This is a genomic window from Streptomyces sp. NPDC015661, assembly GCF_043077765.1.
Lineage (GTDB): Bacteria > Actinomycetota > Actinomycetes > Streptomycetales > Streptomycetaceae > Streptomyces.
On the sequence record NZ_JBIBST010000012.1, the window covers coordinates 57,136 to 79,510 of the forward strand.

General features: G+C 71.3%; 17 protein-coding genes and 2 tRNA genes. 12 read left to right on the forward strand and 7 right to left on the reverse strand.

The annotated features are described in order from the left end of the window. The first annotated feature begins 4 nt into the window (after positions 1-4). From recF to ACF07V_RS29770, 9 genes are all read left to right on the forward strand, one after another. Positions 5-1,126 (forward strand): DNA replication/repair protein RecF, encoded by a 1,122-nt coding sequence (gene recF, locus ACF07V_RS29730; protein WP_392158765.1) that lies wholly within the window; start codon positions 5-7, stop codon positions 1,124-1,126. Next, positions 1,123-1,677, forward strand: coding sequence for a DUF721 domain-containing protein (locus tag ACF07V_RS29735; RefSeq protein ID WP_392158766.1), 555 nt, complete (start codon positions 1,123-1,125; stop codon positions 1,675-1,677). The genes recF and ACF07V_RS29735 overlap by 4 nt, the downstream gene beginning before the upstream one ends. Positions 1,678-2,056: 379 nt before the next feature. Beyond that, complete coding sequence (gene gyrB / locus ACF07V_RS29740) at positions 2,057-4,087, forward strand: DNA topoisomerase (ATP-hydrolyzing) subunit B (protein WP_392158767.1); 2,031 nt, start codon at positions 2,057-2,059, stop codon at positions 4,085-4,087. Between the two features lie 41 nt (positions 4,088-4,128). Beyond that, entirely contained in the window at positions 4,129-6,726 is a 2,598-nt protein-coding gene (gene gyrA / locus ACF07V_RS29745) for a DNA gyrase subunit A (RefSeq protein ID WP_392158768.1), read from the forward strand. A 106-nt stretch (positions 6,727-6,832) separates the two neighbouring features. Then, positions 6,833-7,393 (forward strand): DUF3566 domain-containing protein, encoded by a 561-nt coding sequence (locus ACF07V_RS29750; RefSeq protein WP_392158769.1) that lies wholly within the window; start codon positions 6,833-6,835, stop codon positions 7,391-7,393. Positions 7,394-7,494: 101 nt separating this feature from the next. Further along, a tRNA-Ile gene (locus tag ACF07V_RS29755) sits at positions 7,495-7,568 on the forward strand. Positions 7,569-7,729: 161 nt separating this feature from the next. Next, positions 7,730-7,864, forward strand: coding sequence for a DLW-39 family protein (locus tag ACF07V_RS29760; RefSeq protein WP_003958712.1), 135 nt, complete (start codon positions 7,730-7,732; stop codon positions 7,862-7,864). A 155-nt stretch (positions 7,865-8,019) separates the two neighbouring features. Beyond that, a complete protein-coding gene (locus tag ACF07V_RS29765; RefSeq protein WP_392158770.1) occupies positions 8,020-9,942 on the forward strand; it encodes a VWA domain-containing protein in 1,923 nt (640 codons plus the stop codon). Next, positions 9,939-11,255, forward strand: a complete 1,317-nt coding sequence (locus tag ACF07V_RS29770) for a hypothetical protein (RefSeq protein ID WP_392158771.1) — start codon at positions 9,939-9,941, stop codon at positions 11,253-11,255. The genes ACF07V_RS29765 and ACF07V_RS29770 overlap by 4 nt, the downstream gene beginning before the upstream one ends. 1 nt (position 11,256) lies before the next feature. On the opposite strand, the gene ACF07V_RS29775 is transcribed toward ACF07V_RS29770, so the two are convergent. Next, complete coding sequence (locus tag ACF07V_RS29775; protein ID WP_392158772.1) at positions 11,257-12,645, reverse strand: protein kinase; 1,389 nt, start codon at positions 12,643-12,645, stop codon at positions 11,257-11,259. Positions 12,646-12,708: 63 nt separating this feature from the next. After that, positions 12,709-13,257, reverse strand: a complete 549-nt coding sequence (locus ACF07V_RS29780) for a helix-turn-helix domain-containing protein (RefSeq protein ID WP_392158773.1) — start codon at positions 13,255-13,257, stop codon at positions 12,709-12,711. A gap of 130 nt (positions 13,258-13,387) precedes the next feature. On the opposite strand from ACF07V_RS29780, the gene ACF07V_RS29785 reads away from it, so the two are divergent. Both ACF07V_RS29785 and ACF07V_RS29790 read left to right on the forward strand, forming a co-directional pair. Then, positions 13,388-13,460, forward strand: a tRNA-Ala gene (locus ACF07V_RS29785). A 222-nt stretch (positions 13,461-13,682) separates the two neighbouring features. Continuing rightward, complete coding sequence (locus ACF07V_RS29790) at positions 13,683-14,525, forward strand: BTAD domain-containing putative transcriptional regulator (RefSeq protein ID WP_392158774.1); 843 nt, start codon at positions 13,683-13,685, stop codon at positions 14,523-14,525. 21 nt (positions 14,526-14,546) lie between these two features. Here ACF07V_RS29790 and ACF07V_RS29795 read toward each other — a convergent pair whose 3' ends face one another. The 5 genes from ACF07V_RS29795 to ACF07V_RS29815 form a co-directional block, all read right to left on the reverse strand. Beyond that, positions 14,547-15,173, reverse strand: a complete 627-nt coding sequence (locus ACF07V_RS29795; protein WP_392158775.1) for a response regulator — start codon at positions 15,171-15,173, stop codon at positions 14,547-14,549. Positions 15,174-15,201: 28 nt separating this feature from the next. After that, positions 15,202-16,386: a sensor histidine kinase gene (locus ACF07V_RS29800; protein ID WP_392158776.1), complete on the reverse strand. Its 1,185-nt coding sequence runs from the start codon at positions 16,384-16,386 to the stop codon at positions 15,202-15,204. 269 nt (positions 16,387-16,655) lie between these two features. After that, positions 16,656-18,962 (reverse strand): TOMM precursor leader peptide-binding protein, encoded by a 2,307-nt coding sequence (locus ACF07V_RS29805; protein ID WP_392158777.1) that lies wholly within the window; start codon positions 18,960-18,962, stop codon positions 16,656-16,658. Positions 18,963-18,990: 28 nt separating this feature from the next. Next, a complete protein-coding gene (locus tag ACF07V_RS29810) occupies positions 18,991-19,164 on the reverse strand; it encodes a hypothetical protein (protein WP_392158778.1) in 174 nt (57 codons plus the stop codon). 142 nt (positions 19,165-19,306) lie between these two features. After that, positions 19,307-20,458, reverse strand: coding sequence for a glycosyltransferase (locus ACF07V_RS29815; protein WP_392158779.1), 1,152 nt, complete (start codon positions 20,456-20,458; stop codon positions 19,307-19,309). Between the two features lie 222 nt (positions 20,459-20,680). On the opposite strand from ACF07V_RS29815, the gene ACF07V_RS29820 reads away from it, so the two are divergent. After that, positions 20,681-22,366: an MDR family MFS transporter gene (locus tag ACF07V_RS29820; RefSeq protein WP_392158780.1), complete on the forward strand. Its 1,686-nt coding sequence runs from the start codon at positions 20,681-20,683 to the stop codon at positions 22,364-22,366. Positions 22,367-22,375: the final 9 nt, after the last annotated feature.

Here is a 22,375-nt window from a genome sequence, read left to right on the forward strand (position 1 = left end):
AACCATGCACGTCACGCATCTCTCGCTGGCCGACTTCCGCTCCTACGCCCGGGTCGAGGTCCCGCTCGACCCGGGCGTCACCGCTTTCGTGGGCGCGAACGGCCAGGGCAAGACCAACCTGGTCGAGGCCGTCGGCTATCTCGCGACCCTCGGCAGCCACCGCGTCGCCTCCGACGCCCCGCTCGTCCGCATGGGGGCGGAGCGCGCCGTCATCCGCGCCGCCGTCACCCAGGGCGAGCGCTCCCAGCTGATCGAGCTGGAACTCAACCCGGGCCGGGCCAACCGCGCCCGTATCAACAGGTCCTCGCAGGTCAGACCGCGTGACGTGCTCGGGATCGTGCGGACCGTGCTGTTCGCCCCCGAGGATCTGGCGCTGATCAAGGGCGACCCCGGCGAGCGCCGGCGCTTCCTCGACGAGCTGATCACGGCACGCACGCCGCGCATGGCGGGCGTGCGCTCCGACTACGAGCGCGTGCTCAAGCAGCGCAACACCCTCCTGAAGTCGGCGGCGATGGCCAGACGCCACGGCGGCCGGGGCATGGACCTGTCGACCCTGGACGTCTGGGACCAGCACCTGGCCAGGGCGGGCGCCGAGCTGCTCGCCCAGCGGCTCGACCTCATCGGCGTACTGCAGCCGCTCGCCGACAAGGCGTACGAGCAGCTCGCCCCCGGCGGCGGACCGATCCTCCTCGAGTACCGCCCCTCCGCGCCGGGCACCGGGCACACCCGCGAGGAGCTGTACGAGCAGCTGCTCGCCGCGCTCGCCGAGGTCCGCAAGCAGGAGATCGAGCGGGGCGTCACGCTCGTCGGACCCCACAGGGACGAGCTGCTCCTCAAGCTCGGCGACCTCCCCGCGAAGGGGTACGCGAGCCACGGCGAGTCCTGGTCGTACGCGCTGGCGCTGCGGCTGGCCTCGTACGACCTGCTGCGGGCCGAGGGCAACGAGCCGGTCCTCGTCCTCGACGACGTCTTCGCCGAGCTGGACGCGCGGCGGCGCGAGCGGCTCGCGGAGCTGGTGGCGCCCGGTGAGCAGGTGCTCGTCACGGCGGCTGTGGACGACGACGTGCCGGGCGTGCTCACGGGCACGCGCTACGCCGTGTCCGGAGGGACGGTGGAACGCGTATGAGCGAGGAGAACTCCCCACAGCCTGTGGACAGGCCGGCCGCACCCGAGCCGTCGGGTGTGGATCTCGCCCGGGTCGCGTTGCGCGCGGCCAAGGAGCAGGCCCGCGCGAAGGGCGCGGCCGCGGCGCAGAAGAAGCAGGCCCGGCGCGGGGGCGGTCTGCGCTCCGGCGCGCGCGCCGACGGACGCGACCCGATGGCGCTCGGCTCCGCGATCAACCGGCTGATCACCGAGCGCGGCTGGGAGACCCCGGCGGCGGTCGGCGGGGTCATGGGCCGCTGGCCGCAGATCGTCGGCGAGGACCTGGCGAAGCACTGCGTACCGCTGAAGTTCGACGACGAGCCGGACGCGCGGGTGCTGACCGTGCAGTGCGACTCGACGGCGTGGGCGACGCAGCTGCGGCTGCTCGCGCCGACGCTGGTGGCGCGGCTCAACGAGGACCTCGGGCACGGGACGGTGCGGCTCATCAAGGTGCTGGGGCCCGGTGCGCCTCGGCGGGGGTACGGGCCGCTTCGGGCGCCGGGGTCGGTCGGGCCCGGGGACACGTACGGCTAGAGCGCCGGGCGGATCGGTGCGGGGCCTCGCGCTGCGGGGTCTACCGCAAGGTCCTCGTGGTGCGGGTCCAAGCACGGGGCGCCGCGCGGGTGGCGTTGTGCCCACCCGTTCCGCCCTGCGGAACGATTGCCCACAACGCGGCGGCGGACGTGCCCACAGCCTGCTACTGCTCGAAGCGCTGGGTGGCCGTCTAAGGCCTCTGGGGCCCCTATCCGGATATGGGGAGTCGTCTCGCTCCCGCCCAGGGCGGCACATGCGCATTCAGGTACCGGCAAACCCCCATGAGTGTCGGCGCTACCGGTAGACTGGGAGACAATCCCGCCACCCTGCGGAACATGTCGAACGACGCAGCCGCTCCGGTATGCCCGGAGAACGGCCTGTGCTGTGCCAGAAAGGGCGCTTCGTGGCCGATTCCGGCGACCCCAACGAGAACAACCAGTACACCGCCAGCAACATCCAGGTCCTCGAAGGCCTGGATGCCGTGCGCAAGCGCCCTGGTATGTACATCGGCTCGACCGGCGAGCGCGGTCTGCACCACATGGTGCAGGAGGTCGTCGACAACTCGGTCGACGAAGCACTGGCCGGCCACGCCGACACCATCGACGTGACGATCCTGGCCGACGGCGCCGTGCGCGTGGTCGACAACGGCCGTGGCATCCCCGTGGGCATCGTGGCCTCCGAGGGCAAGCCGGCCGTCGAGGTCGTGCTGACCGTGCTGCACGCGGGCGGCAAGTTCGGCGGCGGCGGCTACGCCGTCTCCGGCGGTCTGCACGGTGTCGGTGTGTCGGTCGTGAACGCCCTGTCCACCAAGGTCTCCGTCGAGATCAAGACGGACGGCCACCGCTGGACGCAGGACTACAAGATGGGCGCCCCGACGGCTCCCCTCGCCCAGCACGAGACGACCGACGAGACCGGCACCTCGGTCACGTTCTGGGCCGACCCGGACATCTTCGAGACCACCGAGTACTCCTTCGAGACGCTCTCGCGGCGCTTCCAGGAGATGGCCTTCCTCAACAAGGGCCTGACGATCACGCTCACCGACGAGCGCGAGTCCGCGAAGGCGACCGTCGGCGCCGACGACCCGGACGCCGAGGCGGCCGCCGAGCCGAGCGCTCGCACGGTCAGGTACCACTACGAGGGCGGCATCGTCGACTTCGTGAAGTACCTCAACTCGCGCAAGGGCGAGCTGATCCACCCCACCGTGATCGACCTCGACGCCGAGGACAAGGACAAGAACCTGTCCCTCGAGGTCGCGATGCAGTGGAACAGCGGCTACAGCGAGGGCGTGTACTCCTTCGCCAACATCATCCACACCCACGAGGGCGGCACGCACGAGGAGGGCTTCCGTGCGGCGCTGACCTCGCTGATCAACAAGTACGCGCGCGACAAGAAGCTGCTCCGCGAGAAGGACGACAACCTCACGGGCGACGACATCCGCGAGGGTCTGACGGCGATCATCTCGGTCAAGCTGAGCGAGCCGCAGTTCGAGGGCCAGACCAAGACCAAGCTGGGCAACACGGAGGTCAAGACCTTCGTCCAGAAGGCGGTCTACGAGCACCTCAACGACTGGCTGGACCGCAACCCGAACGAGGCCGCGGACATCGTCCGCAAGTCGATCCAGGCCGCCACCGCGCGCGTGGCCGCGCGCAAGGCGCGCGACCTGACCCGCCGCAAGGGGCTCCTGGAGTCGGCCTCGCTGCCGGGCAAGCTCTCCGACTGCCAGTCGAACGACCCGTCCAAGTGCGAGATCTTCATCGTCGAGGGTGACTCCGCCGGCGGCTCGGCCAAGTCCGGCCGCAACCCGATGTACCAGGCCATCCTGCCGATCCGCGGCAAGATCCTGAACGTCGAGAAGGCCCGCGTCGACAAGATCCTGCAGAACACCGAGGTCCAGGCGCTGATCTCCGCCTTCGGCACCGGTGTGCACGAGGACTTCGACATCGAGAAGCTCCGCTATCACAAGATCATCCTGATGGCGGACGCCGACGTCGACGGCCAGCACATCAACACCCTGCTGCTGACCTTCCTCTTCCGCTTCATGCGGCCGCTGGTCGAGGCCGGGCACGTCTACCTCTCCCGCCCGCCGCTCTACAAGATCAAGTGGGGCCGGGACGACTTCGAGTACGCCTACTCGGACCGGGAGCGGGACGCGCTCGTCGAGCTGGGCAAGCAGAACGGCAAGCGGATCAAGGAAGACTCGATCCAGCGCTTCAAGGGCCTCGGCGAGATGAACGCCGAGGAGCTGCGCGTCACCACCATGGACGTCGAGCACCGCGTGCTCGGCCAGGTCACCCTGGACGACGCCGCCCAGGCCGACGACCTGTTCTCGGTGCTCATGGGCGAGGACGTCGAGGCACGGCGCTCGTTCATCCAGCGCAACGCCAAGGACGTTCGCTTCCTCGACATCTGAGTCGGTCTCAGCTGACCGTACGAAAGGACTGACGACCAGCAATGGCCGACGAAAACACCCCTGGCACCACCGAAGAGCAGGAACCCGTGCTGCGGATCGAGCCCGTCGGGCTCGAGACCGAGATGCAGCGCTCGTACCTCGACTACGCGATGTCCGTCATCGTGTCCCGCGCGCTGCCCGACGTACGGGACGGGCTCAAGCCCGTCCACCGGCGCGTGCTGTACGCGATGTACGACGGCGGCTACCGGCCCGAGAAGGGCTTCTACAAGTGCGCCCGCGTCGTCGGTGACGTCATGGGTACGTACCACCCGCACGGCGACTCCTCGATCTACGACGCGCTCGTCCGCCTCGCCCAGCCCTGGTCGATGCGCATGCCGCTCGTCGACTCCAACGGCAACTTCGGCTCCCCGGGCAACGACCCGGCCGCCGCCATGCGCTACACCGAGTGCAAGATGGCGCCGCTGTCGATGGAGATGCTCCGCGACATCGACGAGGAGACCGTCGACTTCACGGACAACTACGACGGCCGCAACCAGGAGCCGACGGTCCTCCCGGCCCGGTTCCCGAACCTGCTGGTCAACGGCTCCGCCGGCATCGCGGTCGGTATGGCCACCAACATCCCGCCGCACAACCTGCGCGAGGTCGCGGCCGGCGCCCAGTGGGCGCTGGAGCACCCCGAGGCCAGCCACGAGGAGCTCCTCGACGCGCTGATCGAGCGGATCAAGGGCCCCGACTTCCCCACCGGCGCGCTCGTCGTCGGCCGCAAGGGCATCGAGGAGGCGTACCGCACCGGCCGTGGCTCGATCACGATGCGCGCGGTCGTCGAGGTCGAGGAGATCCAGAACCGCCAGTGCCTGGTGGTCACGGAGCTGCCGTACCAGACCAACCCCGACAACCTCGCGCAGAAGATCGCCGACCTGGTGAAGGACGGCAAGATCGGCGGCATCGCCGACGTCCGCGACGAGACCTCGTCCCGGACCGGCCAGCGCCTGGTCATCGTGCTCAAGCGCGACGCGGTCGCCAAGGTCGTCCTCAACAACCTGTACAAGCACACCGACCTGCAGACGAACTTCGGCGCGAACATGCTGGCGCTCGTCGACGGCGTGCCGCGCACCCTCTCGCTCGACGCGTTCATCCGCCACTGGGTGACGCACCAGATCGAGGTCATCGTCCGCCGGACGAAGTTCCGGCTGCGCAAGGCCGAGGAGCGCGCCCACATCCTGCGCGGTCTGCTCAAGGCCCTCGACGCGATCGACGAGGTCATCGCGCTCATCCGCCGCAGCGAGACCGTCGAGGTCGCGCGGACGGGCCTGATGGACCTCCTCACGATCGACGAGATCCAGGCCAACGCGATCCTGGAGATGCAGCTCCGCCGGCTCGCCGCCCTGGAGCGCCAGAAGATCATCGCCGAGCACGACGAGCTCCAGGCGAAGATCAACGAGTACAACGCGATCCTGGCCTCCCCGGAGCGCCAGCGGGCGATCGTCAGCGAGGAACTGGCCGCGCTCGTCGAGAAGTTCGGCGACGACCGCCGCTCCAAGCTCGTGCCCTTCGACGGTGACATGTCCATCGAGGACCTGATCGCCGAGGAGGACATCGTCGTCACGATCTCGCGCGGCGGCTATGTGAAGCGGACGAAGACCGAGGACTACCGCTCGCAGAAGCGCGGCGGCAAGGGTGTGCGCGGCACGAAGCTGAAGCAGGACGACATCGTCGACCACTTCTTCGTCTCCACCACCCACCACTGGCTGCTGTTCTTCACGAACAAGGGCCGGGTCTACCGTGCCAAGGCGTACGAGCTGCCGGACGCCGGCCGGGACGCGCGCGGCCAGCACGTGGCCAACCTGCTCGCCTTCCAGCCGGACGAGCAGATCGCCCAGATCCTGGCGATCCGCGACTACGAGGCCGCGCCGTACCTGGTGCTCGGCACCAAGGCCGGTCTGGTGAAGAAGACCGCGCTGAAGGACTACGACTCGCCCCGCTCCGGCGGTGTCATCGCGATCAACCTGCGGGAGCGCGAGGACGGCAGCGACGACGAGCTGATCGGCGCCGAGCTGGTCTCCTCCGAGGACGACCTGCTGCTCATCTCGAAGAAGGCGCAGTCGATCCGCTTCACCGCCACGGACGACGCGCTGCGTCCGATGGGACGTGCCACCTCGGGCGTCAAGGGGATGAGTTTCCGTGAGGACGACGAGCTGCTCTCGATGAATGTCGTCCGGCCCGGTACTTTCGTCTTCACCGCGACCGACGGCGGGTACGCGAAGCGCACCCCCGTCGACGAGTACCGCGTCCAGGGCCGTGGCGGCCTCGGTATCAAGGCCGCCAAGATCGTGGAGGACCGCGGCTCGCTCGTGGGCGCGCTGGTGGTCGAGGAGACCGACGAGATCCTCGCCATCACGCTGTCCGGCGGTGTGATTCGTACGCGAGTCAACGAAGTCAGGGAGACCGGCCGTGACACCATGGGCGTCCAGCTGATCAACCTGGGCAAGCGCGATGCCGTCGTCGGCATCGCACGGAACGCCGAGGCGGGCAGCGAGGACGAGGACATCGACGACGCCGAGGGCGTGGTCGAGTCGGTCGAGGTCGACGCCGAGGCGGTCGAGGGCACGGAGCCTTCGACCGGGGAGCACGAGGAGTAAGAGCGTGAGTGGAGCCACGGGCGCCGGATCGGCGGCTGCCGGAGCTTCTGCTGGTGCTGGAGCGAACGGCGCCCGTGGCCCCGCCACGGACTCCCAGGGGGTTGCGGTGACGGACACTCGGGGGCAGCAGCCCTCGTACGAGACCTACAACGGGCCGCTGCCCGGCGAGCGCCCCCAGGGGCAGCCGGGCGGGCCCTACCACCCGCCGCAGGCGTACGGCACGCCTGCGGGCGGTACGCAGGGCGGACAGACCGGGGCCGTGCGCCGGCCGCGGACCGGGGCGAGCACGACGCCCAGGACGCGCAAGGCGCGGCTGCGGGTGGCCAAGGCCGATCCGTGGTCGGTGATGAAGGTGAGCTTCCTGCTCTCCATCGCGCTGGGCGTCTGCACGGTCGTGGCCGCGGCGGTGCTGTGGATGGTCATGGACGCCATGGGCGTCTTCTCGACGGTCGGCGGCACGATCAGCGAGGCCACGGGCTCGAACGAGTCCAACGGCTTCGATCTGCAGTCCTTCCTGTCGCTGCCGCGGGTGCTGATGTTCACCTCGGTGATCGCCGTGATCGACGTGGTCCTGATGACCGCGCTGGCGACGCTGGGTGCCTTCATCTACAACCTGTCGGCCGGTTTCGTGGGCGGTGTCGAGCTGACGCTGGCCGAGGACGAGTGACGTGCGCGGGGGCCGGGGAAGGAACCGATTTTGGGACTGGCCCCCACGTGCGCTAATGTTCAGGAGTCAGCGCGGCGGACACGAAAACCGCAAAGCGCGGCGGGGCTATAGCTCAGTTGGTTAGAGCGCATCCCTGATAAGGATGAGGCCACAGGTTCAAATCCTGTTAGCCCCACAGTTCAGATCGACCCGGATGGTTCCTCCATCCGGGTCGATTTGTTTGTGCGCGGGTTTGAAGCGGGGGTACGAAGACCGCACAGGTCACCGATCGGTATCGGTCGATGTGTAGAGTGGGCGTCAGAAGTCTCCTACGTCAACGAAAGACGAGGTCGCGCGGTGAAGAAGCTTCTCCTGGTCGCACTGGCCGCCATCGGCGGGCTCCTCGTGTACCGCCAGATCCAGGCGGATCGCGCCGAGCAGGATCTGTGGACGGAGGCGACCGACTCCGTGCCCGCAGGTTCCGGTGTCTGAGAGACACACACTCTGTGGGTGAAGCCCCGGCAGCGCGTGAGCGCCGCCGGGGTTTCGCTGTTCCAGGACCGTGACACGGGTTCCCTTGAGTTCGCCACCGCAAATCACTAGCTTGCTAAAGCAAAGTTGAGTGATCGCGAACAAGGGGGACGACCGTGAGAGTTCGACTGCTTCGACTTCGGCGGGGGATCGCGGGAGGGACGGTCGCCGGGCTGTGCGCCCTGCTGCTCGCACCCGCCCCGGCCGCGGCCGCCGAGACCGCGCGCGAGCCGGGCGGGGGCAGCCTCGTCCTGGTGCTCGACTCCTCCGGATCCATGGCCGATCCGGTGGGCGGCGGGGATCCCGGCCGTACGAGGATGGCGGCGGCCCGCGACGCCGTCGGGACCGTCGTCGACGGCCTCCCCGACGGCCACCCCACCGGCCTGCGCGTGTACGGCGCCGACCGGGCGAGCGGCTGCACCGACACCCGGCTCGTGAAGCCGGTGGCCCCACTCGACCGGGCCGGCCTCAAGGCGGCCGTGGCCGCCCTCACGCCCAAGGGGGACACCCCCATCGGGCTCTCGCTGCGCAAGGCCGCGGAAGACCTGCCCGCACCGCCTCCCGGGGCCATCACGACCCGCACGATCCTGCTGATCTCGGACGGCGAGGACACCTGCGGCACCCCGCGGCCCTGCGAGGTCGCCGCCGAACTCGCCCGCCGGGGCATCGGGCTGCGCATCGACACCGTCGGCTTCCAGGTGAAGGGCAAGGCCCGGGAGCAACTGGAGTGCGTCGCCGAGGCCGGGAACGGCCGCTACTACGACGCGCCCGACGCCGACGCGCTCGCCCGCCAGCTCCAGCGGGCCGCCCGCCTCTCCGCGGACGGCTACCGGCTGCGCGGCACCAGGATTGAGGGCACGCCCACCAGGGACGGCGCGCCCGCGCTGCCGCCCGGCCAGTACCTCGACACCATCGGACCCGGCGAGAAGCGGTACTACGCGGTCGACATGGACGACGCGTCCACGGTGAACCTCGCCGCCACGGCCGTACCGCAGCCCGGGGCGGCGGTGGACACCGTCGACAAACTGACCACGACCGTCGTCTGGGTCTCGGGCACCGGCGACGAAGGGGGCTGCGCGACGCGGTCCCAGATCTTCCATCAGGACGAGGGCGCCGTCCCGCTGACCTCGGCCGTCTCCCGCATCCCCACCGAGACCCGCTACTCCACCTGCGACAACGCCGGGCGCTACTGGCTGCGCGTCACGCGGGAGAGCAAGCCGGGCTCCGACGCGGCCCGCTGGCCCCTGGAGATCGTCCACGGCGTCGAGAAGCCCCTGCCCGCCGGGACCGTCCCGGCGCAGTCGCAGCCCCAGTACGGCGCCGGCGGCCCGGCGGCCGCCCTGCCCACCGGCGACCCCGAGGACGTACGGGGCGGCACCGGCTTCAACGACGCGAGGGAACTCCGCCCCGGCGTCTTCCGCGACCGGCTGCTGCCCTCCCAGACCCTCTGGTACAAGGTGCCGGTCGGCTGGGGCCAGCAGCTGCGCTACGACGTCGAGTTCGCCGACGAGCCGACCGTCGGCGACGACGGCTCCCCGGCCCGCTCGTACGGCGGCACCGAGGTCTACACCCCGTCACGCCACCCGGTCGGCGGCGGCACGGGCGTCTTCACCTCCGAGACGGCGTACACCGGCGAACCGATCGCACTGAGGATGGGCACGGTCCCCGTCGCCTGGGCCAACCGCTACGAGGCCGACCCGAACGTGATCGCCACGCACGCGCCCGGCGGCCACTACATCGCCGTCACCCTCGGCGCCGACGCGGCCCGGATCGCGCGGAACCCCGAGATCGCCGTCGTCCTGCGGATCGCCGTCCTCGGTGAGGAAAAGGCCGGACCCGAGCACCACGCGCGCGTGAAGGCGCCCGCGAAGCAGGACGAATCCACCGCGCGGGCGGACACCGGCGGTGCGGGCGGGGCAGGATGGACCGGCACCACGGCCGTCGCGGTGGGCGGCGGGGCGCTGGTGCTGCTCGCCGGGGTGCTGATCGCCCTCGGGCGGGCGCGGCGCAGGGCGGGAAGGAACGGGAGAGACGCGTGAGCACGCAGGCCGGCAGGCGGACCGGGAACGGCCGGAGGGCGGGAGCTGGAGCCCTGATCGCGGCGGCCGCGGCCGTGGGCGCGGTGACGGCACTGCCCGTCCAGGCCACGGCGGCCGAGGGCGCGGCGGTGCCGCCGTACGCCTTCGACGGCTCGGCCCAGCGGATCCAGGGCGCCGCCTCCAGCCTCGACGCGAAGGCCCTGAAGACGGGGCAGACGTACCGGGACACCGTCAGGAAGGACGGCAAGCTCTACTACCGGGTCGACCTCGACGACAAGCGGAACTCGTACGTCTCCGTCGTCGCCGTGCCGAAGCCCGGCGGGAAGGTCGAGTACGGCGACGGGTTCAAGGTGTCCATGCAGGACGGCTCCGGCGCCGAATGCAGCTACCAGCAGGTCAACTTCTCGTCGGCCGAGTACACGCGGCCCCTCGCCGCCTACGCCCGCCGGATCGTCGACGCGGACAGCTCCAGCTGCCAGCGGGCGGGGGCCTTCTACGTGCTCGTCGAGCGCTCCTCGAAGGCGACCTCCTCCCCGGACGACTGGGAACTGGAGATCCGGCACCTGTCCGAGCCGCCGCTGAAGAAGGCCGGGCCGACCGAGCTCCCGTCCGCCTGGCCCTCCGCCACGCCCGCGCCGCCGACGGGAGGCCCCAGGCCGCGGCAGGGCGGCTCCGGCATCCACGACGCCGCCTCGCTGACACAGGGCGAGTGGCGCTCCGACATCCGGCCCGGCCAGACGCTGTTCTACCGGGTGCCCGTCGACTGGGGACAGCAGCTCTTCACCACCGCCGAGCTCGGCAGCAGCTCCGCCTCCGACGCGTACGTCTCCAACGCCCTCGTGCTCTCCCTGGAGAACCCGGCGCTCGGCCACGTCGACGAGAACACCGTCACCTACGACGGGAAGCCCGCGACGGTGACGCTCGGCCCGCAGCGGCCGGTGGCCCACGCGAACCGCACCTCGTACGACGACACCACCAGCGGCATGCGGTTCGCCGGCTGGTACTACCTGTCGGCCACCCTCAGCCCGGCCGTCGCCAAGGACTACGGCGACAAGCCGGTGCCGCTGACGCTGCGGGTGAACGTCATGAACAAGGCCGGGTCCGGTCCCGGGTACGACGGGGACCCCGGGCCGTTCGCCGTGACCGCCGACGACAAGGAGGCGGCCGCGAGCGGGTCCAGCGGCGCGCAGGTGGAGGAGGCCGCCGAACGGAGCGGCTCGATGAGGATCGTCGCCGCGGCCGGGATCGGCACCGGGACCGTCCTGCTGCTCGGGCTCGGGGCGTGGACCCTGCTGGCCCGGCGGCGGGCCTGAGTCAGATCTGCGTCAGGGCCCAGAACCCGACCGCGAGCGACACCAGCGCGAGCAGGAGCACCGGGACCGTCACCTTCGGGGGCGGTCCCGGTCGGCGTACGGGGGCGAGCGCGGTGGGTGCCGTGTGCGGGGCGGGAACCTGATCGGGCCGAGCGGTGTATGGATGAGTGGGGGCTTGTCCGTACGGCGCCGCGGAGGTGGGCGCCTGCTCGAAGGAGGGGGTCGGGTGCGCGACCGGGGGAGGCAGGTGGAAGCTGCCCGTCTCGGAGGGCCCGGGCGGCGTCGGGGCCGCCGGAGCGTGGACGGTCGGCTGGTACGGCTGGTGGTGCGGCTGTACGGGGGGTGCCGCGGGCTGTCCGGGGTGCGCGAGGTGCGCCGGGGGCTGCACCGGCTGTGCGGGCCGCTCCTGGGGCGGTACGGAGGCGGGTGCCGGCGCGTCGAGGTCCGTTGTGGCGGTGCCTGCGGGGGCCGTGGTGGCGGGGCCTGCGGTGCCCGCCGTGCCTGCGGGGGCCGTGGGGCCTTCCGGGCCGAAGCCGGAGGGGAGCGGGCCGAGCTGGTCGAAGATCTCGACCGGCTCCTCGCCGGAGCCCGTCTCGGGCAGCATCTCGACGGCGGCGCTCAGCGCCTTCCGCGCGCCCGTGGCCGTCCGGAACCGGGCCTGCGGATCGGGCTGCAGCAGACCGGCGAGCACCTGCCACAGGGGCTCGGGAATGCCCTCGGGGGCACCCGGGGTGCCGTGCGCGAGGAAGTGCTCGACCAGGGCCTGGGAGTCCGGCTTGCGGCCCTGGAGCAGATAGAGCGCGACCAGCCCGACGGCGAAGAGGTCGGCGGTGAAGTCCGGCTCGGCGCCCAGGAGCTGCTCGGGCGCGAAGTAACCGGGCGTCCCCACCACGTAGTTGGTCTCGGTGAGGCGGGGTTCGCCCTTGCGCATGGAGATGCCGAAGTCGGACAGCCGCAGATGCGGCCGCCCGGTGCCGGTGACCTCCATGAGGATGTTGGCGGGCTTGATGTCCCGGTGCACGACCCCCTCGGCGTGCACCGTGGCGAGGCCCGAGAGCAGCTGGTCGAGCAGCGTGCAGACGAAGCGGGGCGGCAGCGGGCCGTAGTCGCCGATGACGTGGGCCAGCGAGCCGCCGGCCACCAGGTCCATGGTGAAGAGGACCTTGTCGTCGTCGGCTGCCCAGCTGGCCGGGGCGAGGACGTGCGGATGATCGATCCGCAGCGCCTGCTCACGGACGAAGCGGAGCAGCGTGTGCGCGTCGCTCTGCAGGAGCACCTTGGCCGCCACATAGCGGCGGCGCCGGTGGTCCCAGGCACGCCACACCGCGCCCGCCCCGCCGCGTCCGATCGGGTCGATCAGCTCGTACCGACCAGCGAAGACCTCACCCATCGCGCTGCGCCCGCTCCCCGTGTGCGTCGTCTCTCCGCGGTGCCGGCCGGCCGCCGGCCCGCGTCAGTTCTGGTGCGACTCGTAGTGGGCGACCGCTTCGGCGGTGCGCCCGGCGCCGTACACCCTGAGGAACTCTGCCAGTTCCGGGTGGGCCGGGGCGAGCGAGTCGGCGGCGTCGATGATGTCGCCGGCGGCCGCAACGGAGCGCAGCAGCGACTGGATCTCGCGGACCACACGGCGCACGGTCGGCGCGCCGGATCCGGTGGTGGTCTGGCCCGTGCCGGTGAGGACGGAGCCGCCCTGCGACTTCTTGATCTCGTCCATGCGGTCGGTGGCCTCGGCGGCGCTGACGCTGCCGTCGGCGACCTGGACGGCGAGCTCCTGGAGGGCCTGGACGCGCTGGACGACGGCCGGGTTGCCGATCTTGGCCCGCTGGCCGCTCATCAGCTGGGACAGCATGGGCGCGGAGAGCCCGAGCACGGCCGCGAGCCTGGCCTGATTGAGCCCGAGATCGTCGATCAGGCGACGGAAGAGCGCCCCCAGCGGCTCTCCGTACCAACTGCGCTGAAGCTCTCTGGCTCTCGCCGTGGCTTCCTGCTGCGCTGCGTCCATTACTTACTCCCCATCCCTTAGGTTCGCCACTGCGAACCTCGGTCAGCATCTTACGGAGAGTGGTCGCCGACCGGGAGTCCCAATCCTTTTGCCGGACATAGGGGTGGACCCGGTACGCTGTCCTCGTTCCGGGGCCTTAGCTCAGTTGGTAGAGCGCTGTCTTTGCATGGCAGATGTCAGGGGTTCGACTCCCCTAGGCTCCACCGGACGAATGCCCCCTGGCCTGTGGAGAACGCAGGCTCAGGGGGCATTTTCGATGTGCGCGGAGGCCCGGCCCCTGGACTCGTGCTCGGGTCTCGCTCGAGTGAGGCGGTCATGGTCCGATCCATGACGACGGCCCTGGGAGGCGCGGACCGGGCGTGCGATCGTCGATACCGACATCGCTGATCAGTCCCTCCGATATCGGAGCACTCCGGGGGAGTTTCATGGATGTGGGGATTCTCGGGCCGCTCGCGGTCCGTCTCAATGGACAGTCGATCGTTCCCAGCGCGGGCAAGCCGCGCCAGTTGCTCGCGCTGCTCGCCATCAGAGCGGAGCGGGTGGTGACCGTACCGACGCTGATGGAGGAGATCTGGGGGGACGCGATCCCCAAGAGCGCGGCCACCACTCTGCAGACGTACATCCTTCATCTGCGCCGGAAGGTGGCCGCGGCGCTGCGCGCCGGTGCGCCGGGCGGTGGGCTCGACCGGGGCGGGGACGCCAAGGAGGTGCTCACGACCTGTTTCGGGGGCTACCGGCTCGCCGTGCGTCCCGAGGACAGTGATCTGAGGGAGTTCCAGTCACTGGCGGCCCGCGGCTCGGTGGCGCTGGAAGCGGGTGACGCGCGGGCCGCGTCCGTGACGCTGGAGCGGGCGCTCGGGCTCTGGCGGGGGCCCGCACTGGTGGATGTGCCGGTCGGGCGGGTCCTGGGGGTCGAGGTGCTCGGGATGGAGGAGCAGCGCACGCGTGTCCTCGAGCAGCGGATAGAGGCGGATCTGCTGCTCGGACGGCACGCCTCGCTCCTGGCCGAGCTGCGGATGCTGGTCGCCCGGCATCCGATGAACGAGAACCTGGCCGCCCAGCTGATGACGGCGCTGTACCGCTCGGGCGGGGTGTGGCGGGCCCTGGAGGTGTTCCAGGAGCTGCGCCGGACGCTCGTCGAGGAGCTCGGGGTGGAGCCCTCGCACCGGCTGCGGAGGCTGCACCAGGCGGTGCTCTCCGGTGAGCCCGAGCTGGAGCTGGGGCGGGAGCAGGCGGGGTACGCGGGCCTTCATCTGATGCGTACCTGAGGCGTACGAGTCCGGCCGGCGTCAGACCAGCCAGCCGGACTCGTGCGCGATGCGCACGGCGTCCACCCGGTTGCGGGCGTTCAGCTTGGTGACCACGGAGGTCAGGTAGTTGCGGACGGTTCCCGTGGACAGGTGCAGCCGGGCGGCGATCTCCGGGGCCTCGTCGCCCGCGGCGGTCAGGCGGAGCACCTCCAGCTCCCTCTTGGTGAGCGGACTCTCGGCGCCGTCCCAGGCCGCGAGGGCGAGCTGGAGGTCGATGGCGCGGTGCCCGGCCGCGATCCTGCGGATCGCCTCGGCGAGGTCCTGCGGGGAGGCGTCCTTCGGCAGGAAGCCGGCCACCTTGGCGTCCAGCGCCCGGCGCAGGACGGCGGGGCGGCTGAGGCTCGTCAGGATGAGGGTGCGGCAGGAGGGGAGTTCCTCGGCGAGCAGTGCCGCGGCCGTGAGGCCGTCCATGCCGGGGAGTCCGATGTCGATGATCGCCACGTCGGGGCGGTGTTCCAGGGCGGTCGGGAGGATTCTGTCGCCGCGCTCGACCTGTGCGACGACGTCGAGGTCGTCTTCCAGGCTCAGGAGCGCGACCAGCGCGCCGCGGATCATGCCCATGTCCTCGGCCAGCAATATCCGTATCACTGTGGTGAATCCCCCCATGCTATGACCGTATGCACACTACAATTGTTTACTTCTGTGCGTTCTCCTTCCGGTTAAGGTCGACTGTGTCAGGTCGACCGGACAGTGGTGCGCGGGCGGTCATTTGGAACCAACCGTCGTCGCTCAGTTCGGTGGTGAGGCTGCCGCCGACACGGCCGAGGCGGTGGGTGAGATTGCCCAGGCCGGTGCCGCCGGGTTCGTCCACCGCCGCCTGCAGGGGCGTGGGATCGGCGTCGTCCGGGCTCCGGCCGGCGAGCTCCACGCCGTCGTTGGCGATGCTGAGCGTGATCAGGCCCTCCTCCTCCCAGCACCGGATCGTGCACTGGTGGACATGGCTGTGTCGCAGCGCGTTGGTGACGCCCTCGCGCAGCACGGTGGCGAGCACCGTGTCGATCTCCGGCGGCAGCGCGCCCGTGTCGATGGCGGTCACCACCTCGATCCCCGCGGCCTCCAGCATCGAGCGGGTGGCGGTCGCCTCCTCGCGCAGCGACATGTCGCGGTAGCCGGTCGCGACCTTGCGCACATCGGCGAGCGACTGCCGGGACAGGGCGAGTATGGAGTCGGTCTCGGCCCTGGCGGGGCCCGGCATCTCCGGCACCAGCCGGCGGACCAGTTCGGTCTTCAGGGTGATCGCGGACAGGTTGTACCCGAGCAGGTCGTGCAGGTCGCGGGAGAAGCGGAGCCGCTCGTCGGCCACGGCCAGCCTGGCCAGGTCGGCGCGCTGTGCGTGCAGCCGGGTCACCAGACCGGTCAGGCTGCTCAGCCCGAACACCACGAGCCCGGTGACGAGGGTGGTCTCCAGCGCGTAGACGCTGTCGAACAGCCCGCGGTCCGCGACGAGCGCCGCGTACCCGAAGAGGGAGAGTCCGATCGCCACGTACAGCGGCCAGGCGGTCCGGCCGGGGAGGAGCAGGAGGACGGAGCCGGCCAGGAAACCGGACATCGCTCCCCAGGCCAGGTGGAACAGGGCGAGCGGTAGGAAACAGCACACGGCCTGGGCGCCGAGGGTGGTGACGCGCCATCCGTACGAGCTCTGCCGGGCCTGGGGCCTGGAGTGCACGAGCTGGAGGCCGAACATCACGAGCAGGGCGAGGAATCCGAGGCCGGTCTCGACGGGGGATGCGCGGGTGCCGAGGATGTTCACGGCGGTGACCAGGGAGTATCCGGCCAAGGTGGCCAGCAGGACCGAGCGGGCCAGGCGGGGGGCCAGCACGGTGGAGCCGTCGTGGGAGGGGTGTGGGACGGGGTCGTTCGGATCGTCTGACTGATGGTCACGCGCGTTCATCGGAGGTGACGACCTCTCTGTGGGGGTAGAGACGTACCGGAAGGTATCGCGATGCCGATCATGGAAATATCGGACCGCGCTGTCCGGGTCTCCATCGGCTCCGACCTCGGTGAACAGTCCCCGAACAGCGGCCGATTCCCCACCCTCGGAAGGGCGGTGGCCGAGAGGGGCGGTCGGCACGGCCGCCGTCGCCGGTGTCAGACGAACAGCGGCAGGGGGTTGAGGAGTTCGTACGGGGTGGGGGCGGCGAGCCGGCCCAGGGCGACCGGCACGTCGAAGAGACGGCCCGGCGCGAAACGTGGCCAGAACTGGCGCATGCCGGGAACGATGACCTTCATCACAGGGAGCCCGATGTCCGGGCGTGTCTGGTCCAGGACCAGGACGTCCAGACCCCGTTCGGCGGCGAGCGCGGTGAGTGCCGCCACGTCGTCGGCGAGGTCCGCGCGGGGGATGTACGGGTGGGTCCCGGGGCCGCTCGGGGCGAGCCGCGGGTCGGGCAGCAGATGGGGCTGACCGGCGACGGTCTCCTCGCGCCACCAGGCCAGGGCCTGGGGATCGTCCACGGCGTAGCCCGAGCCGTCCGGGCGCGCGTCGACGACCGCGGGCAGCATCTGGCCCATCTCGGTGAGCGCGCGGCGTACCGCGATGCGCGGGTCGAGGTGGGCGCCGAAGCCGAAGAGGACGTCCTCGGCGGGGCCGTCGGTGCGCCGGGACAGGGCGGCCACCACCGGGATGCCGAAGTCCGAGGTCAGGTCCAGGGCCCAGACCTCGCGGCCGATCGAGCGGTAGCCCGCGCGCAAGGGCTCGATCCAGGTGTCGCCGGCGGCGGCGAAGGCGTCGAGGTCGCAGGCGGGGGCGAGGGTGCGGTTGTACCACCACAGGGCGACCGCGTCGCGCTCCACGAGCTCCAGGAAGCCCTGCACGAAGGCGTCCTCGCGACTGGACCCGGCGGCGTTGCCGTTGGAGTCCCCGCGCAGCGGGGCCGCGGGATCGCTGTCGAAGTACAGGAGGGAGGTGGGCAGCAGCCGCTGGGTGCGGGAGGTCAGGGACCAGACGGGCGTCCAGTCGAGCGGCGCGTCCTCGTCGAAGGGACGGCCGACGTACTGGAAGGGCGAGCCGGCCGCGTTCCAGGCGTCCCGCTCGCGCAACTGCCGGGGGTCGTACAGCCGTACCGTGTCCGGGTGGACCGCGGCGGGGCCGAGCGCGCGGAAGCTGTCGCGGACCACGGGTTCGTCGCCGTGCCGCGAGCCGCTGTAGCGCTCGACGGCCTCGCACAGGGCGCTGACCGTCGCCTCCTCGGGCGTGAGGCCCTTGCCGCCGCTGAGCGCGCGCAGTCCGGCGCTGTGCCCGTCCAGGGTCGACGCCCGCATCGCCAGGTTGTGCCCGGAGAGGAAGCTGTGGGTGAAGGCGGGGCTGCGCGGGTCCCGTCGCACCTCGCGTACGACGCCGGTGACGCGGCCCACCAGATGGCCGTACCGCTCCAGCATCTGCCCCGGGGACAGGGCGCGGTGGCCGTTGCCGCCGTCCGCCGCCTTGGGGCGGGGCCGCGGCACGAAGGGCTCGCGCACCCGGGCGGCCACGAGCCCGGGGTCGCCGCAGACCGGGCACTGGGGGCGGCGGGTCACCGGATGCAGTTCCCCGGCGAGGGTGAGGGCGTCGAAGGTGTGGACGGCGTCGCGGGTGGGTCCGGCCGCGCCGGCCAGCCACTTGGCGGTCTCCAGGACGGCGGTGTGCAGGCCCGTCGCACGGCTCGCGGCGATCGAGGCGTCGGGGCGGGAGACCGGGTCCGTACTGCCGAGGGCGCGGTGCAGGGGGGCCTCGGCGCCGCGCTGCAGGCGCAGGCGTTCGGCGAGGCAGTGCCAGCAGGGGCCGTCGCCGGGCCGCAGGACGGGGCCGGTCCACGACTCGGGGCCGCCGGGCTTGGCGAGGATCCAGGGGCGGCCGGCCGCGCGCTGCCGCGCGTCGACGCCGGCGAGCCGGGGGTCCAGGTAGTCGGCGCAGAGCACCAGGGTGACCTCGGCGTCCTCCGCTTCCGCGGTGGGCGGCGCGAGGGTGAGCCCGGAGGCGGCGCAGGCGTCCCGTGCCTCCCCGGGGGAGACCGGGCCGTCCAGGACGACGAGCCGCACGGCCGCCGTGGCGGGCGGGGCCGTGGCTCCGGCCAGGTCCCAGAAAGCCTCGTCCGAGGCGCCGGGGGAGCCGGCTTCCGGTGTTCCCGGGTCGCGGAGCGGTGCCGTGTGGGCGCGCAGGAGGTGCGCCGACCAGAGTTCGGCGAGCGCGCCGCGCAGCTCCCGCGGGCCGGCGCCGGGTGTGGCGGTGGCGGCTGCCTCCCGCAGCACCTGGTCCGGCGTGCGGGTGCCGTCGAGCAAGGGGGCCAGTGCCTCGGCCGGGGCGCCGCGCACGGCGCGGACGCCCCGCGCGGAGACGAGGTAGACGGCCTCGCCCGGTACGACGAGGCTGCGCAGATGGCTGCGCCAGCCGATCCGCGGTCCGCCGTCGACGGCCACCGGTCCCCCTTGTTCGTGTGCCGAGGCGTCAGGCCGCGACGGCCTCGGTCGGCTCGGGAGCCATGATGCACCAGGTGAACAGGGCCGCCGCGTCGGCGGGGACCGCGTCCAGGTCCTCGATCGACAGCATGGCCGGGGACTCCTCCTGGGCCGGGGTGAGGACGGCGGCCCAGGCGGGGTTCTCGGCGAGGACGTGGTTCATGGGGGTTCCTTCCAGGAGCCTGCGGTGTCTTCCAAGAGGACGGACGAGCTGAAGACGCGGTGACGCAGCGCCCTCGCTGGATTCTGCGAACACCTCATGACCGCCGACCAGTGTTCCCGTCACGAAATCGGGTGTGACGGATTCACATCCCCCCGCGCGCGTGGACCATGTCGGCGATGGCGACCGTGACGTCGTGGGGCGTGGGCAGGCCCGCGATCTCCCTGCTCAGCTCCTCGGTCCTGGCCTTGTACGAGGGGTCTTCGAGGAGTTCCCGGCACATCTTGGCGACGTTCTCGGGGGAGTCGTCCTGCCCCGCCGTCAGCATGATCGCGGCGCCGTACTCCGCGAGCCGGGCCGACATCCCGACCTGCTTCGGCATGGCCGGGATCAGCAGCTGCGGGACGCCGCACACGATCGCGTGCAGCATCGTGTTGCCGCCGGCCCGGTGCACGAGCAGGTCGCAGGTGCGCAGCACGACGTCGAGCGGCAGCCAGCCCGCCCGTACGTTCTCCGGCAGGTCGCCCAGGGCGTCCGCGATCTCCTGCGGCGCCGCGATCAGCAGCTCCACGTCGAGCCCGGCGACCTTCTCCACCAGGGCGGACAGGGCGTCGGCCTCGTAGTCGGCGGTCACGCGGCTGCCGGCCGAGACGAGGACGCGCGGCCGGTCGCCCGTCCTGGAGTACATCCAGGGTTCCAGCGCCCGCTGGGTGTTGAAGGGCACGTACCCCATGAACTGCGCGGGGCCCGCGTCGGGGCGGCGGGCGCCGGGCGGGCAGATCTCCACGTACATGTCCGGGTCGGGGATCGCGGACAGGCCCATCTCCTCCAGCTCCGGCGCCAGTTCGGCGGCGGCGGACAGGTCGATGATGGACGGCTCCCCCATGTTGAGCGCGTGCCGCACCCAGGGCAGACCGAAACGGTGGGCGACGAGCGGCGCGGCGTACGAGAGGGCTCCGGCGACCAGGACGTCCGGCTGCCAGCGCTCGACCAGCGGGACGAGCCCCTCCATGCTGCCCAGGGCGAGGCGGGCCATGCCCCGGCCGTTGAACAGGTTCCGCTCGTGCGGGTCCTTGGGGATCTCCAGCGGATTGCCGTGCCGGTCGCGCTGCATGAAGTCGAACATGGTGCGCGAGGTGATCGGGGCGCCGGGCAGACCCGTCGCGGCGACCAGCGGCATCACGTTCTCGGTGGCCCCGACGATCACCTCGTGACCGGCGTTGCGCGCCGCGAGTGCCAGCGGGGTGATGGGGAAGACCGCCCCCGCGCTTCCTCCGGACACAAAAAGGAATCTCATGGCCGCGGACGCTAGGGAGCGGGGGTCGAGCACTCCTGGAGCGCCGCTGGAAGCGGCGGGGCGCGCGGCGGTGCGGGAGCGCGAGGAGGGCTGTAGTCGCGCCCTAGCGGGGCGCCGCACGATGCCCCTTGACCTCCAGCGCGCTAGAGGTTTCATCCTGGTCCGGACGCAGCGGCCCGACCCCTCCCGACGTACCTTCCGAATCCGAAGGAAGAACTTCCGATGACAGACACAGCGAAGCCGGGTTCCCCCGCGCCCGATTCCGGTGCCGAGGCGGCCGGGGCGGTGGACAGACGAAGGATCCGGCTGATCATGACGGGTCTGCTGCTCGGCCTGTTCATGGCCGCGCTCGACCAGACGATCATCTCCGCGGCGCTGCGTACCATCGCCGACGACCTGGACGGCCTCTCCGAGCAGGCGTGGGCGAACACCTCGTACATGATCACTTCGGTGATCACGACGGCGCTCTACGGCAAGCTCTCGGACATCTACGGCCGCCGGCCCGTCTACATCACCGCCGTCGGCATCTTCGTCCTCGGCTCCGTGCTCAGCGGCCTCGCCCAGTCCATGACGATGCTCGCCGTGTTCCGCGGCGTCCAGGGCGTCGGCGCGGGCGGTCTGATGAGCCTCGCGTTCGCGATCCTCACCGATCTGGTGCCGCTGGCCGAACGCAGCCGCTACCAGGCGTGGTTCGGCGCGGTCTTCGGTGTCTCGGCGGTCATCGGCCCCGTCGCGGGCGGCTTCTTCGCCGGGCTCGACTCCTTCCTCGGCGCGGCCGGCTGGCGCTGGGCCTTCTTCATCAACGTGCCCATCGGCGTCGCCGCCGCGGTCCTCATCGGCACGCTGGTGCGCGTCCAGCCGAACCGCACCCGGCACAAGTTCGACATCGCGGGCCTGCTCGCGCTGATCGCCTGCCTGCTGCCGCTGCTCTTCGCGGTCGAACAGGGCCCGAAGTGGGGCTGGACCGACACCGGAACGATTCTGCTGTTCGTCCTGGGAGCGATCGGCCTGATCCTCTTCCTGCTGGCGCAGAAGCGGGCGGCCGACGCGGCCCTGCTGCCCACGCCGATGTTCCGCAACCCGCTCTTCTCCGTCTACAACGGCGTCAACGTCCTCGTCGGCGCCGCCGTGTTCGGCGCGCTGTCCGTCCTGCCGCTGTACTTCCAGATGGTCAAGGGCCTGTCCCCCACCCAGGCCGGACTGATGATGCTGCCGCAGACGCTGGGCATCGTCGTGGCGGGCCGGATCGCCGGTCCGTACGTCACCAAGTCGGGCCGCTACAAGGTGGTCCTGCTCAGCGGACTCGTCCTGATGGTCGTCGCGACCTTCCTCTTCGGGACGCTCACCCTGGACACCTCGCTGTGGCTGACGGGCGTCGCCGCCGGCCTGATGGGCTTCGGCATCGGCCTGGCCTGGCAGGTCATGCTCATCGCCATCCAGACGGGCGTCGCGCCGCAGTACATGGGCGCCGGCATGGGCTCGTTCACCTTCTTCCGCCAGATCGGCGGCACCGCGGGCATCGCCGTCTTCCTGTCGATGTTCTTCGGCGCGGTCGGCGAGAAGGTCGCCGAGGCCTACCGCGACGCCGCCTCCGACCCCGCCTTCGCGGCGGCCGCGAACGACCCCTCCGTGACCGGGCAGGCCGCCAACAAGGTGGTGCTCGCCGCCCGGGACGGCGTCGTACCGCTGGACGACAGTTCCTTCCTCGACCACGCCGACCCGCGGCTCGCCAAGCCGTTCCTGGAGGGCATGGCCGAGGCGATGCAGACCGTCTTCGTCGTCAGCGGGGTCATGCTGCTGATCGCCCTGGTCCTCGCCGCCGTACCGAAGGAGAAGCGCCGTGAGCCCGCCGCCGGCGCGCCGGGCGGCGCCAAGGAGGAGGGCAAGCAGCCCGCGGGCAAGAGCTGACCGACCGCC